Below are 13996 nucleotides of genomic sequence, written 5' to 3' on the forward strand. Positions count from 1 at the left end.
CTCAGTTCTTGCCGAACAGCTTCTGAATCTCGGCGAGATCGGCTTCGCTCGGCGGCGTCGCGGCGGCACCGAGTCCGAAGCCCGAGCCCGTCGGGGCGCCCGTGTGGGCGGCGGCGAGTCCCGCGTTCTCGGCGGCGCGCTTGGCGGGGTTTCCCGACCGTGAGCCCGCCTGCGACTTCTGCTTGCCGCGCTTGCTGGACGCGCCGGGCTTGCCGCCCATCGGACCCATCCCGGGGATGTTGGGCACACCGCCGCGAGCGACGGTCTTCATCATCTTCGCGGCCTGCTCGAAGCGCTGCACGAGCTGATTGACGTCGGTGACGGTCATCCCCGATCCACGCGCGATGCGAAGTCGCCGCGAGCCGTTGAGAACCTTCGGGTTGCGACGCTCGCCGGGGGTCATGGAGCGGATGATCGCTTCGGTGCGATCGATCTCACGGTCGTCGAAGTTCTCGAGCTGCTGCTTCATCTGGCCCATGCCAGGAAGCATGCCGAGCATCTTCTTCATCGAGCCCATCTTCTTCATCTGCTGAAGCTGCTCGAGGAAGTCCTCCAGGGTGAACTGCTCGGTCGCGAGCTTCTCGGCGACCTTGCGTGCCTCCTCCTCGTCGAACGCCTGCTGCGCCTGCTCGATGAGCGTCAGGATGTCGCCGAGGTCGAGGATGCGGCTGGCCATGCGATCGGGATGGAACGCTTCCAGGTCCTCGAGGTTCTCGCCGGTCGATGCGTAGATGATCGGGCGACCAGTCACGGACGCCACCGAGAGTGCCGCGCCACCGCGCGCGTCGCCGTCGAGCTTGCTCAGCACCACGCCGGTGAAGTCGACGCCGTCCTGGAAGGCCTTGGCCGTGTTGACGGCATCCTGTCCGATCATCGCGTCGATGACGAAGAGCACCTCGTCGGGGTTGGTCGCCGTGCGGATGTCCGCCGCCTGCTTCATCAGCTCGGCATCCACACCGAGCCGGCCGGCGGTGTCGATGATCACCACGTCGTGCTGCTGGCGCCGGGCGGTCTCCACGCCCTCGCGCGCGACGCGCACGGGGTCGCCGACGCCGTTGCCCGGCTCGGGCGCGTAGATCGCGGCGCCGGCACGTTCGGCGACGACCTGCAACTGGTTGACGGCGTTCGGACGCTGGAGGTCGGCGGCGACGAGGAGCGGGGTGTGCCCGTCCTTCTCCAGCTGCCGGGCAAGCTTGCCGGCGAAGGTCGTCTTTCCCGAGCCCTGGAGGCCGGCCAACATGATGACCGTGGGCGGGTTCTTGGCGAACTGCAGTCGGCGCTGCTGTCCGCCGAGGATGGCGACCAGCTCCTCGTTCACGATCTGCACGACCTGCTGGGCAGGGTTGAGGGCCCGGTTGACCTCGTCGCCGAGGGCGCGCTCGCGCACCTTCGCCGTGAAGTCCTTGACGACGACCAACGCCACGTCGGCATCCAGCAGGGCGCGCCGGATCTCACGGACGGTCCCGTCGACATCGGCGGGGGTGAGCTTGCCCTTCGTGCGAAGGTTGCGGAAAGTCTCTGTCAGCCGGTCGCTGAGGGTGCCGAAAGTCGCCATGATCCCCCGATTCTACGGGAATCCCCTCAGCCGGCTCTGCGCCGCGGCCTCTGGTCGCCGTCGTGCGTCATCGTGACGCGCCGGCGGCCCCGAGCGCGCGGTCGACCAGTCCGCTGAGGGCGGGGCGGGGCGCGTCGGACGCCGCCCAGGCCCAGATGGCGGCGAAGACGGCGGTGGACAGCGCAGCGGCGTGCACGTCGGCCTCGAGGCGCGCCATGCCTGTGGACACCAGGCTGTCGGACACGGCACGGCTGAGGATCCCGGTGCGGATCGCACGCTCGTCGGCGAGCTCGTCCGACAGACCCATCACGGAGCCGTGGATGATGGCCAGCGCGAGGCTGTCGGCTTGGATGTCGACGGCCGCCGCGCGCAGGGCAGCGCTCGGCGCTGCGCCGGCGCGCAGCGCCTCGACCGCGCTGTGGATGGCGTCATCGAGCGCGGCCCACAGAACCGCGGACTTCGACGAGAAGTAGTTGAAGAAGCTCGAGCGGCTCACGCCGGCGCGCTGCGTGATGTCGGCGATCGTCGTCTCGGCGAACCCGCGTTCGAGGAAGAGCTCTGTCGCCGCCTCCGCGATCGTGGAGCGCGACGTCGCGCGCGGGCGGCCGGAGGACATCTGTCCACTGTAGCGAGGCGTATTGTTGGACGCGGTACACAAACCTCGAACTCCCCCCGCGAAGGAGCCCACCATGCTCGACGTGCAGACCGTCGGCCTCGCGCCCGACGTCGTCCCTTACACCGATGGATGGGCGCTACAGCGCTCCGTGCACGCCGATGTCGTCGCCGGCGAGCGTCCCGACACCCTGCTGCTGCTGGAGCACGAAGCCGTCTTCACCGCGGGTGCCCGCACGGCCCGCAACGAACGTCCGACCGACGGCACCCCCGTCGTCGACGTCGACCGCGGCGGCAAGATCACCTGGCACGGGCCGGGCCAGCTCGTCGGCTATCCGATCGTCCGCCTCACCGAGCCGGTCGACGTCGTCGCGCACGTGCGCCGGCTGGAGCAGATCCTCATCGATGTGCTGGGCGGGCTCGGCGTCGACGGGTACCGCGTCGAGGGCCGCAGCGGCGTGTGGGTGCGTCGGCCGCTGTCCGAGGACAAGATTGCGGCGATCGGCGTGCGCGTCCAGCGCGGCGTCACGATGCACGGCTTCGCCCTCAACTGCGACAACTCGCTGCTGCCCTTCTCGCAGATCGTCCCGTGCGGCATCTCGGATGCCGGGGTGACGACCATCAGCGAGGTGCTCGGGCGCGACGTCTCCCCCGCCGCTGTGCTCGACGCGGTCGCCGATGCCTTCCGCGCATCGTTCGCCGCGCCCGCGGAGGTCGCCGCATGAGCGCCTGCGGGGTCACGCCAGGCGGGGCTGATGCCGGTCCCGCGAACGCCCCGGCAGGGCGCAAGCTCCTGCGGCTTGAGGTGCGCAATGCGCAGACACCGATCGAGCGCAAGCCGGAGTGGATTCGCACGAAGGCGAAAATGGGACCCGAGTACCAGGCCTTGCAGTCCCTCGTTAAGGGAGAGGGACTGCACACGGTCTGCCAGGAAGCGGGATGCCCCAACATCTACGAGTGCTGGGAGGATCGGGAGGCCACGTTCCTCATCGGCGGATCGCAGTGCACGCGACGGTGCGACTTCTGCCAGATCGACACGGGCAAGCCCGCGGACTATGACACCGATGAGCCGCGACGCGTCGCCGACAGCGTCCGGCGGATGCAGCTGCGCTACGCCACCGTCACGTGCGTCGCGCGCGACGATCTGCCCGACGGGGGTGCGTGGCTGAACGCCGAGACCATTCGACAGATCCACACCGTCAATCCGGGAACCGGTGTCGAGCTGCTCGCGACGGATTTCAACGGCGAGCCGCGGCTGCTCGACGAGGTGTTCGCTGCACGCCCCGAAGTCTTCGCGCACAACGTCGAGACGGTTCCCCGCATCTTCAAGCGCATCCGACCCGCGTTCCGTTACGAGCGCTCGCTCGACGTGCTGACGCAGGCGCGGGCAGCGGGGCTGATCACGAAGTCGAACCTCATCCTCGGCATGGGCGAGGAGCCGGAGGAGGTGATCCAGGCGTTGCAGGATCTGCACGACGCGGGCACCGACATCATCACGATCACGCAGTACCTCCGCCCTTCACCGCGGCACCTTCCGGTGGCCCGCTGGGTGAAGCCGGACGAGTTCGTCGGGTTCAAGCAGGAGGCCGAACGGATCGGCTTCCTCGGCGTTCTGGCCGGTCCCCTCGTCCGCTCGTCGTACCGCGCGGGCCGACTGTGGGCGCAGTCGATGGTCGCCAAGGGCCGGGAGATCCCGACGCACCTGTCGCACCTGGCCGACGCAGAGCTGGGCTTCGCGCAAGCGGTGTGAGGCGCGGGCCGCGAGCGATCGTCAGTCGGCGCTGGTGACCGACTGCACGTCGCCGTCACTGGTCAGGTTCACCAGCAGCACTTCGTCGGTCGCGTCGGGATCGAGAGCGTACTCCAGGACGGCGAAGGGATCCGTTCCGCCGTGTTCGTCGGCGAGGATCGTCATGCTCACCAGCTGCAACGACCGGATGATGTCGATGTGCGTGTCGCCGGAGATGTCCACCAGGACGTCCTCCAGGTCGTCGCCCAGCGTCTCCTGCTGCTGCAGGAGGTACTCGGTGACCTCGCTGGTGCGATCATCCAGCTCGGCGACCATGGCGTTGCGGGCCTGCAGGTCGATCTGCTCGAGTGCGTTGATCATGGCAGCCGCGACGTCCAGCGCGGCCTCGGAGACGTCGTCCTGATCGGGCGCGGTCAGATCGACGGTGACCCGCTGGTCGGCGAAGTCGACGACCTCGGACCAGAAGATGGATCCGTCGGGCCCGGACTCCAGCAGTCCGAAATAGTCGTGCTCGATCGCCATGTCCCTATGCAACCACCCTCCGCGTCCGTGCGCGACCCCGCCGCGCCATCAGTCGACGAGCGCTGACGCGAAGACGTGCGGGGTGAAGCCGGTGAGGTCTCCGATGCCTTCCCCCTGGCCGAGGAGCTTGACGGGGATGCCGGTGCGCTCCTGGACGGCGAGAACGAATCCGCCCTTCGCCGAGCCGTCGAGCTTCGTGATCACGAGACCGGTGACGCCGGCATGCTCGAGGAAGGCCTCGGCCTGCATGACGCCGTTCTGACCCGTCGTCGCATCGAGCACGAGCAGCACCTCGCTGATGGGGGCCTGCTTCTCGATGACGCGACGGATCTTGGTGAGCTCGTCCATGAGCCCGCCCTTGGTGTGGAGGCGTCCGGCCGTGTCGACCAGGACGATCTCGACACCGTTCTGCTTGGCGTAGTCGATGGTCTGGAAGGCCACGGATGCCGGGTCCTGTCCCTCTTGCTGCGGTCGCACGATCGCAGCTCCCCCGCGTTCCGCCCACGTCGCCAGCTGATCGACGGCCGCAGCGCGAAAGGTGTCGGCGGCGCCGACGACGACGGAACGACCATAGCGCTGGAGGAACTTCGCGAACTTGCCGATCGTGGTCGTCTTGCCGACGCCGTTGACTCCCACGACGAGGACGACCGCCGGGCGCTCGGTGAGCCGGAGCGTCGTGTCGAACTTCGCGAAATGCTCTTCGAGAGTCTCTTTGAGCATCCGCTGGAGGTCACGCGGATCCGTCGTGCGGAACCGCTCGACCTTCTCTCGGAGCTCGTCGATGATCCGCTCGGTGATGTCAGGACCGAAGTCGGCGGTGAGCAGTGCCGTTTCCAGATCGTCCCACGTGTTGTCGTCGATCGTCGGCTTCACGAACATGCCGCGCAGAGCGCGACCGAGCGACCAGGAATTCTCCGCCATATCTTCAGCCTACGGGTGCGCGGCACACGGCGACGGCGCCCCGCCCAGACGCGGATGCGTCAGAACGCGGGATACACCGTCAGACCCAGATATCGCGGCGTGAGGGCGGCGAACAGGGCCGTCGCGGACTGGCCCGACGGGCACTCCACCTGAGTCAGAAAACCGCCGCGCAGCCCGCGCAGGCCGCGTGCCGCGGTGACGTAGGTCTTGTCCTGCGCGGACCCGGCGATGATGCGCACGACCGCCGTCGCCTCACCCGACAGCTGATAGCCGACGGTGCCGTCAGCCGCGTGGGCGGTCACGTCTGCCGGGCTCACCCTGGTCCACACGGACAGGATCGCGTCGGAGAGCTCCCGATCGGAGGATGCGGCAGGGAGGTCGGCGACCGACCCCTGCCAGAAACGTACGACGCACTGCGTGGCGTTGTGCGTATAGGCCCAGTTTCCCTTCCCGTCGTCGGGCGACGAGAGGGTGAAGTCCTTGTCGGCGATCATCGCGTCGATCCACTGTGCCTGCATGCGGTTGTCGACGTCGTTTCCGTCGTCGAAGCCCAGAGTGTCCGGGACCCGAACGTCTGTCTCGCTGCCCGTCGGCTTGGGAGACGCCGACGCCGAGGAGTGCGAGGGAGTCGACTCGGAGGAGGAAGGACCCCCCGCCGCGCAGGCCGTCAGTCCGACCGCCACGACCAGCAGTACCGGGAGTGACATCGGGTGAGAGGACTTCATGAGCAGAACCTATCCATGCCGCGACGCGCGCCGTCGCTCGACGTGGACACCTGTGGATAACGCACGAGGCGCGTCACGCGCTCTCCCGTTCGCGGACGCGCTGACCGACCACAGCAGACACGCCGTCCTGTCGCATCGACACCCCGTAGAGCGCGTCCGCGATCTCCATCGTGCGCTTCTGGTGTGTGATCACGATCAGCTGGCTCGATGCGCGCAGCTTCTCGAAGACGCCCAACAACCGTCCCAGATTGGCATCGTCGAGAGCGGCCTCGACCTCGTCGAGGATGTAGAACGGGCTCGGCCGCGCCATGAAGATCGCGGTCAGCAGCGCGACGGCGGCCAGGGAACGCTCGCCGCCCGACAGCAGCGACAGGCGCTCGATCTTCTTGCCGACCGGACGCACCGACACCTCGATTCCCGTCGTGAGGGGGCTGTCGGGATCGGTCAGGGAGATGCTGCCGGAGCCGCCCGGGAACAGGATCGGGAACACCTCGCCGAACGCCACGCGCGTGTCCTCGAACGCCGCCAGGAAGATCGTCTGCATGCGTTCGTCCAGCTCCGCGATGATCGTCTGCAGGTCGCTGCGCGTCTGGACGAGATCGGCGAGCTGCTCGGTGAGGAAGGCATGACGCTGCTCGAGCGCGGCGTACTCCTCCAGGGCGAGCGGATTGACGCGTCCGAGCTGCCCGAGCTTGCGTTCGGCATCCTGCAGCCGCTTGCGTTGCGCCGCACGATCGTACGGCAGCGGTTCCTCGCCCTCGTCCGCGGGCAGGGCAACGTCCGGGCCGTATTCCGCCACGAGAATATTCTCTTCGAGGCTGAGCTCGGAGCGAACGCGATCGAGCAGGCTCGTGACATGCAGGCGTTTCTCGTGCATTTGCAGCTCGAGTCCGTGCACGCTTTCGGTGAGCCGACTCAGTCGCTCGCGCACGATCGCCTCCTCGGCGCGCAGTGCGCTCAGCTCGGCGGTCAGGGCGGTGCGCGCCTGCTCGGCGAGCTGCAGTTCCACGCGCGCCTGGGTCACCGAACGGTCGACCGAGTCGAGAACCGGGGGCAGCGCGTCGGCGACCTCGGCCGCCAGCGCTCGCTGCGCACGACGGATCACGGCGCGGCGTGCGGCCTCCGCCGCCGCGGCGCGCTCGCGCTCGCGCTGGCGCACGAGCTGATCGACCCGGCCTTCGCCGGCGCGCACGCGCTCACGCAGCGTCTCGACGTCCAGACGCGCGCGCATCTCGCGGTCGCGCGCACCTTCCAGAGCGTCGAGAAGACCGTCGCGGGCTGACGCGTCGAGGATGGGGCGGGGAGCCTGCTGGGCGCTCTCGAACGCATCATTGGCCGTGCGTGCCGCCCTCTCGGCATCCGCGACCGCGGACGACGCCTGAGCGAGGCCGGCTTCCAACCGCTCGCACTCCGCGACGGCCGCTTCGTGGCGCACGGTGGCACGGTTGACCTGCTCGGTGTGTGCCGCCAGAGCGGCGTCGTGCTCGCGCAGGCTCTGCAGAGCGTCCTTCGTCCGCGTTCGCGCGTCGTTCCACGACGCCTGGGCGTCGGCAAGGGCTTCGCGGAGGGAATCCGCGACGACCGTGATCTCCGCAAGGCGTTCAGCGGCCGCATCCCGCTCCGCAGCCAGCTCCAGGCGCGAGCGTCCGGCCCCGGAGCCCGCATGGATCGTGTAGGCCGTCAGCAGTTCACCGGCGCGGGTGACGATCGTCGTCCCGGCTCCCGAGCCGTCGATGAGCGTGCGCCGGACGGCGTGCGCGGAGTCGAGGTCATCGACGATCAGGACACGGGCGAGGATGCCGAGGATGCCGGCTGGTGCGGTGACGACGTCCGCCGCGGCGATCGCGCCATCGGGGATCTCTGCCGTCGGCACGACCGCCGCGACGTCGGCGATCGTGATGTCGACCCGGCCGAGGTCGGCGTCGCGCGCGCCGCGGGCCGCCGCGATCGCCGCGTCGATGTCGTCCACCAGCAGACCCTCCGCCAGGGCACCGAGAGCGGCCGCGATCGCCGCTTCGTATCCCGACCGCACCTTGACAGCGTCGCCGACCAGGCCACGGATGCCGGCGCCTCCACGCGCGATCAACTCGGCCGCGGCGTTACGGACGTCCAGGGCTCGTCCCAGTGCCGCCGTCTGCGCGGTCAGAGACTCCCGCTCCCGTTCGGCGGCGTGCAGCCGCTCACGGATCGCCCCGAGCTCGTTCTCGGCGGCCGTGGCGTCGCGCTGCGCCCGCTCGTAGGCGGCGGCGCGCTCGGCGGATGACCCCTCGGTCACCAGATCGGGGTCGACACCCGCGAGAGCCTCCTCCGCCTCGGCGCGGCGCGCGAGGGCCGCGTCGAGCGCGCGCTGCTGGCGCTCGACGCCCGCGCGCACGGCCTCGAGGCGGGATGCCGCGGCATCCGCCGCTCCGCGCAGCTTCGTGATCCGCATGTCGTGCTCGGAGACGAGGGCGCTCTGGGCGGCGATGTCGGAGTCGAGCGCGTCCAGTTCTGCACGCGCACGCATCACGTCGCGGGACGCCGCTTCCGCGGCATCCTGGGCACCGCCGAGCCCCGCCGAGATCTCATCGATCTCCGCGCGTGCCTCGTCGATCGAGGCTTGGCTGACCGTGGCGACTTCGATTCCCAGCGTGCCGTCGTCCTCGAGGAGAGCGAGACGCTGGCCCGCGAGGGAGAAGAGACCGCGGAGCCGCTCCTGCACGCGCTCCAGACCGAAGGCGACCGCGCGCGCGGCGTCGACGGCTTCCGAACGTTGCTGCGCCTCGAGCGCGTCGATGCGCAGCTTGAGCTGCTCGGACTGATCCTGCAGAACCAGGCGCTCGGCGCTGCGCTCCTGCTCCGTGCGCGCATGGTCGGCCAGCTGCGTGCGCAGGCCGACCAGTTCGTCCGCGAACAGTCGCGCCTTGGCATCGCGCACGACGGCCGCGATGGTGGCCGCCTCGCGCGCGATCTCCGCCTGCTTGCCGAGGGGCTTGAGCTGTCGACGCAGCTCCCCGGCGAGGTCGCTGAGTCGCGTGAGGTTCGCCTCCATCGCGTCCAGCTTCCGCAGCGTCTTCTCCTTGCGCCGCCGGTGCTTCAGGATGCCGGCAGCCTCCTCCACGAAGCCGCGCCGGTCCTCGGGGCTGGCCTGCAACACGCTGTCCAGCCGGCCCTGCCCGACGATGACGTGCATCTCCCGCCCGAGGCCGGAGTCGCTCAGCAGCTCCTGCACATCGAGCAGTCGGCAGCTCGCGCCGTTGATCGCGTACTCGCTGCTTCCGTTGCGGAAGAGCGTGCGGCTGATGGTCACTTCGCTGTATTCGATGGGCAGCGCGCCGTCGCTGTTGTCGATCGTCAGCTGCACCTCGGCACGGCCGAGCGGGCCACGCGTGGAGGTGCCGGCGAAGATGACGTCCTCCATCTTGCCGCCGCGAAGGGTCTTCGCACCCTGCTCCCCCATGACCCACGCGAGGGCATCGACCACGTTCGACTTGCCGGATCCGTTCGGACCGACGATGCAGGTGACGCCGGGCTCGAGCGCGAAGGTGGTCGGCTGTGCGAACGACTTGAAGCCCTTGAGCGTCAGGCTCTTCAGGTGCATTCGCGGGTCCTCCTGGAGTGGGTGTGCGCTCCACGCTATCGGAACGACACGCGAACACCGGCTTGACGCGCGCCGAGAGCACCCGCTAACGTGACAGACCGCGTCTGAAGTCGAGAAAGGAGGTCCCCGACATGATTCTGTTGAACGCCACCGGCACCATCGCCCCCGCGATGCCCGCATACCCGTTCCGTGAGCGCACGGGGACCGTCTCCTTCGGCGCCGTCCGCGGCGTCTGCTGACCCGCGCCGACGAGAGCTCTGCCCCGTCACCGGGCACGACCGCGTCGTCCCTCAGCATCCTCGGCACACGCATCTTCGTCGCGTCTGCCGCCGCCGTAGCCCGGCACCTTCCCGCCTCCTGAGCGCGTCCGCGCTCTCCCACATGAAAGCACCACACGATGCACACCTTCATCGCGTCGGCGCTGCACGCCAGCGACCCCGAACGCCGCCGCATCCGTCTCGCCGAGCGCGAGCGCGAGCAGCGCGAGCTCGAATGGCAGCGCCGCCGACAGATCCTTCCCTACCTCTGATCCGCCTCTGCCGGGGCGTCCGTCTGCGGCGCCCCGGCCCCCACCTCAAGGACATCTCGTGACCACCACGGTTCCCGGACTCCAGTTCCGTTCCCTCACCATTCCCGCCTCGATGGATGCCGGCGATGCCGCCGACTTCCGCGAGTTCACCCGCGTCCGCAACCTCGTCTACCGCGAGATCGCCGGCACCGATGACGACGCGATGACACCCGAAGAGCTGCTCCCCCACTACCAGGCCGACCCGGACGAGATCCGTCATGCCTGGGTGGTGATCGTCGACGGCGCGTTCGTCGGCCGTGTGGGCGTCGATCTGCCGCTCGAAGACGGATCGCGCAACGCCTTCTGGCTCGTCGAACTGCTCGCCGCGCACCACGGACGTGGCATCGGATCGGCCGGATACCGTCTGATCGAGCAGACCGCACGCGAACACGGGCGCACGATCCTGCAGTCATGGGCGCAGCATCCGGATGCGGACGGAGATCGATTGGTAGCCCCGACCGGCTATGGATCGATTCCTCGCGACCACGCGGCACGGTTCTACCTGCGCCACGGCTATACCCTCGAGCAGATCGAGCGTCAGAGCGAGTTGATCCTCGCGGGTGCGGACGCGACCGTCCGTCACCTCCTTGCCGAGGCGGAGACGGCATCCGCCGGCTACCGCGTCGTCCAGTGGCAGGGCGCGACCCCGGCGACACACGTCGACGCGTACGCCTGGATGAAGTCCCGGATGTCGACCGATGCGCCCAGCGCCGATCTCGACTTCGATGAGGAGACCTGGGATGCCGAGCGGGTCGCCCGTCACGACGCGAAGTACGTCGAGTCGGGTCGCACCAAGCTGGTCACCGCTGCCCAGCACGTCGACAGCGGTGAGCTGGTGGCCTTCAATGAACTCGTCATCGGGACCGATCCGACCGGGCCCAGCCACCAGGAGGACACCCTGGTGCTTCGCGAGCACCGCGGCCACCGGCTCGGCCAGCTCGTCAAATGTGCGGGTCTGCAGACCTGGCGCCGCGACATCGCCCCGCAGTCGCCGAAGGTCATCACCTACAACGCGGAGGAGAACCGACCGATGCTGGACATCAACGAGAGGATCGGCTTCGTGCCCGTCGCCTACAACGGCGCCTGGAAGAAGGTGCTGACGTGAGCGATGTCACCATCCGGCCCATCCGGGTCCCCCCGTCGATGGACGCGCCGGAGATCGTCGACCTCGAGGCGCTGCGGCAGCTGCGCAACGCGCACGCTCGTCAGGTACACGGCTCGAGCGCGTACGACCTGACGCTGCCCCAGGTTCTCGCCGCGTGGCAGGATCAGGCGGATCGCACGGTGATCGGTCGTCTCGCGGAGCGCAACGGCCTCGTCGTCGGCACGGTGGGCGTCGACTACCTGCCTGATGCCCAGTCGCGGACCGCCGGTGTGATGGTGAGGGTGCGCGAAGAACACCGTCGTCGGGGCATCGGTACCCGTCTGCTCCGCGAGGCCGAGGGCATCGCGGCCGACTTGGGGCGATCGGTGCTGCAAGGGTGGACCGAACACCGCCATTCCGGTGGTGCGTCCGTGGGTGCCTCGACCGGGTTCGGCGCCGTTCCGCGCGATGCGACAGCAGCGTTCGCGCTGATGCACGGGTACCGGTTGGAGCAGGTCTATCGCCAGAGCACGCTCGACCTCACGGCCACCGCGTCTCATACAGCTACGCTCGGCGCGCGTGCGCGCGCCCACGCGGGCGACGCGTACCGCTACGTGAGCTGGCTCTCGCCCACGCCCGCAGCGCTCGCGCCCGCGCTGGCCGACCTGAAATCGCGGATGGCGACCGATGCGCCGTCGGGCAATGTCGATGTCGAAGACGGAGAGTGGGATGCCGAGCGAATCGCCCGAATCGAGAGGCACGATGCCGTCGGCGGTGTCCGTCGGCTGATCGGTGCAGTGCGCCACATGCCGTCCGGAATGCTGGTCGCGCTCAACGAGCTCAACACTTCTCCGGCAGATCCGACGATGGCCCATCAGAACGACACACTCGTGCGTGCCGAGCATCGCGGTCGGCGTCTGGGCATGTGGGTGAAATGCGCGACTCTCGCGCGGTTGCGTGAGCTCTTTCCGCAGGTGACACGAGTCGAGACCTACAACGCCGAGGAGAATCGACCGATGCTCGATATCAACGAGGCCATCGGCTTCACGCCGATCTCCTCAGCGGGCGAGTGGCAGAAGCGCCTCAGCTGAGGCGCTGACAGCGTGGGCAGTAGTGGCTGGACCGGTTCATGAATGATGCCCGGACGATCGGACGACCGCACCGCGGACAGGGCAGCCCGTCTCGGCCGTAGGCGTTCAGCGAGTGGGCGAAGTAGCCCGCTTGACCGTTGACATTCACATACTGGGCGTCGAAGCTGGTGCCGCCCTCGGCGAGGGCCTTCAGCAGCACGGCCCGCACTTCGGCGAACAGGCGGCGCAGAGCACGCACGCTGAGTGCAGCGGCCGGCGACTCGGGGTGGATCCGCGCGGCCCACAGCGCCTCATCCGCGTAGATGTTCCCCACGCCGCTGAGCACGCTCTGATCGAGAAGGATGCGCTTGATGGCTGAACGCTTCGTCCGCACACGTGCCACGACCGCGGCTTCATCGAACGCGTCATCGAGGGGATCGCGCCCGATGTGGGCGACCTGCGAGGGAACGAGCGCCTCGGTGCTGCCCCAGCCGCCGGCCCATCCGTCCGCCGTGGGGACGAGGTCGTCGATCGCGAGCGAGCCGAAGGTCCGCTGGTCGGCGAACACCACGACGAGCTCGCCGTGCTCAGGATGAGCGATATCGATGCGTACGCGTTCATGACGTTCCACAGGCGCACCCGAGGGACGTAGCAGCATCTGTCCGCTCATCCCGAGGTGGGCGATGATCGCGGGGCGGTCCGCAGCTGATGCCGGATCCAACGGCATCCACAGAAACTTCCCACGCCGCGCCACCGCGGTCACCTCGCGACCGGTGAGCGCCGCCTCGAAGGACGCACCGTCTCCCCCGTGCCGGGTCAGCGCTCGGGGGTCGCGAGCATCGACCGCCACGATCCGTGAGCCGATCAGGACCGGCGCGAGACCGGCGCGCACGACCTCGACTTCGGGCAGCTCAGGCACGATCGCTGAGCGTGCGCCACAGCGTCAGAGCCGCAGCCATCTCCGCCTGCTTCTTGCTGGAGCCCACTCCGGTCGCCATCGCGTCGCCGACGCTGACCGTCGCGGTGAACACGCGATTGTGATCGGGGCCTTCGGCCGAGATGACGTAGGCGGGCGGCGCGAGAGTGAGCCGTGCCGCGAGTTCCTGCAGGCTCGTCTTCGGGTCCATCGCGGCGCCGTAGCGGTCGGGGTCGGCCATCAACGGCTCCACGAGCCGCAGCACGAGTGCCGTGGCCGCGTCCGGTCCTGCTGAGAGGAACGTGGCGCCGATGACCGCTTCCATCGTGTCGGCGAGGATCGAATCCTTGTCACGTCCGCCGGTCTGATCCTCACCGCGTCCGAGGCGCAGGTGCTCCCCCAGATCGATGCCCCGGGCGACCTCGGCGAGGGCGACCGTCGACACGACGCTCGCCCGACGCTTCGCGAGGGCGCCCTCTTCGAGCTCCGGGTGCGTGAGGAACAGATGCACCGTCACGGCCTGTCCGAGGATCGAATCGCCGAGGAACTCGAGTCTCTCGTTGTGCGGGATCCCGCCGTTCTCGTAGGCGAAGGAACGGTGCGTGAGCGCAACCGACAGAAGCTCGGGGTCGATGTCGACCCCGAGCTTGTCGGAGAGCACACGGTGCTCGATCACGGCATCCGCCATCAGAT

The 13996-nt window shown here is 68.9% G+C and carries 13 protein-coding genes; 5 read left to right on the forward strand and 8 right to left on the reverse strand.

Going from position 1 to position 13996, the window contains the following annotated elements; all coding sequences use genetic code 11:
- Window position 1 precedes the first annotated feature (1 nt).
- Complete coding sequence (ffh, locus tag DEU37_RS12570) at window positions 2-1555, reverse strand: signal recognition particle protein (RefSeq protein WP_121190986.1); 1554 nt, start codon at window positions 1553-1555, stop codon at window positions 2-4.
- A gap of 67 nt (window positions 1556-1622) precedes the next feature.
- Window positions 1623-2171: a TetR/AcrR family transcriptional regulator gene (locus DEU37_RS12575; RefSeq protein ID WP_259457282.1), complete on the reverse strand. Its 549-nt coding sequence runs from the start codon at window positions 2169-2171 to the stop codon at window positions 1623-1625.
- A 73-nt stretch (window positions 2172-2244) separates the two neighbouring features.
- Here DEU37_RS12575 and lipB point away from each other — a divergent pair, with 73 nt between their 5' ends.
- Together lipB and lipA are read left to right on the forward strand one after the other, a co-directional pair.
- Complete coding sequence (gene lipB, locus DEU37_RS12580; protein WP_121190987.1) at window positions 2245-2892, forward strand: lipoyl(octanoyl) transferase LipB; 648 nt, start codon at window positions 2245-2247, stop codon at window positions 2890-2892.
- Window positions 2889-3917, forward strand: a complete 1029-nt coding sequence (lipA, locus tag DEU37_RS12585) for a lipoyl synthase (RefSeq protein WP_121190988.1) — start codon at window positions 2889-2891, stop codon at window positions 3915-3917. Before lipB ends, lipA begins: the two co-directional genes overlap by 4 nt.
- A gap of 21 nt (window positions 3918-3938) precedes the next feature.
- Here lipA and DEU37_RS12590 read toward each other — a convergent pair whose 3' ends face one another.
- The 4 genes from DEU37_RS12590 to smc form a co-directional block, all read right to left on the reverse strand.
- The gene (locus DEU37_RS12590) at window positions 3939-4439 is read right to left on the reverse strand and encodes a DUF2004 domain-containing protein (protein WP_121190989.1); all 501 of its coding nucleotides are present in this window, start codon (window positions 4437-4439) and stop codon (window positions 3939-3941) included.
- Between the two features lie 48 nt (window positions 4440-4487).
- Window positions 4488-5360, reverse strand: a complete 873-nt coding sequence (ftsY, locus tag DEU37_RS12595) for a signal recognition particle-docking protein FtsY (RefSeq protein ID WP_121190990.1) — start codon at window positions 5358-5360, stop codon at window positions 4488-4490.
- Between the two features lie 59 nt (window positions 5361-5419).
- The gene (locus DEU37_RS12600; protein WP_121190991.1) at window positions 5420-6085 is read right to left on the reverse strand and encodes a hypothetical protein; all 666 of its coding nucleotides are present in this window, start codon (window positions 6083-6085) and stop codon (window positions 5420-5422) included.
- A gap of 73 nt (window positions 6086-6158) precedes the next feature.
- Window positions 6159-9665: a chromosome segregation protein SMC gene (gene smc / locus DEU37_RS12605; protein WP_121190992.1), complete on the reverse strand. Its 3507-nt coding sequence runs from the start codon at window positions 9663-9665 to the stop codon at window positions 6159-6161.
- Window positions 9666-10062: 397 nt separating this feature from the next.
- On the opposite strand from smc, the gene DEU37_RS15120 reads away from it, so the two are divergent.
- Genes DEU37_RS15120 through DEU37_RS15125 form a run of 3 tightly spaced genes read left to right on the forward strand, consistent with a single transcriptional unit; the run spans window position 10063 to window position 12408 of the window.
- Window positions 10063-10194, forward strand: a complete 132-nt coding sequence (locus DEU37_RS15120; RefSeq protein ID WP_005050221.1) for a hypothetical protein — start codon at window positions 10063-10065, stop codon at window positions 10192-10194.
- Window positions 10195-10252: 58 nt separating this feature from the next.
- Entirely contained in the window at window positions 10253-11338 is a 1086-nt protein-coding gene (locus DEU37_RS12610; RefSeq protein WP_121190993.1) for a GNAT family N-acetyltransferase, read from the forward strand.
- Window positions 11335-12408: a GNAT family N-acetyltransferase gene (locus DEU37_RS15125; protein WP_259457284.1), complete on the forward strand. Its 1074-nt coding sequence runs from the start codon at window positions 11335-11337 to the stop codon at window positions 12406-12408. The genes DEU37_RS12610 and DEU37_RS15125 overlap by 4 nt, the downstream gene beginning before the upstream one ends.
- On the opposite strand, the gene mutM is transcribed toward DEU37_RS15125, so the two are convergent.
- Window positions 12401-13306 (reverse strand): bifunctional DNA-formamidopyrimidine glycosylase/DNA-(apurinic or apyrimidinic site) lyase, encoded by a 906-nt coding sequence (mutM, locus tag DEU37_RS12625; protein ID WP_121190994.1) that lies wholly within the window; start codon window positions 13304-13306, stop codon window positions 12401-12403. The genes DEU37_RS15125 and mutM overlap by 8 nt on opposite strands.
- Complete coding sequence (gene rnc, locus DEU37_RS12630) at window positions 13299-13991, reverse strand: ribonuclease III (RefSeq protein ID WP_121190995.1); 693 nt, start codon at window positions 13989-13991, stop codon at window positions 13299-13301. The genes mutM and rnc overlap by 8 nt, the downstream gene beginning before the upstream one ends.
- Between the last annotated feature and the right edge of the window lie 5 nt (window positions 13992-13996).

Source organism: Microbacterium sp. AG790 (assembly GCF_003634765.1).
Classification (GTDB): Bacteria; Actinomycetota; Actinomycetes; order Actinomycetales; family Microbacteriaceae; genus Microbacterium.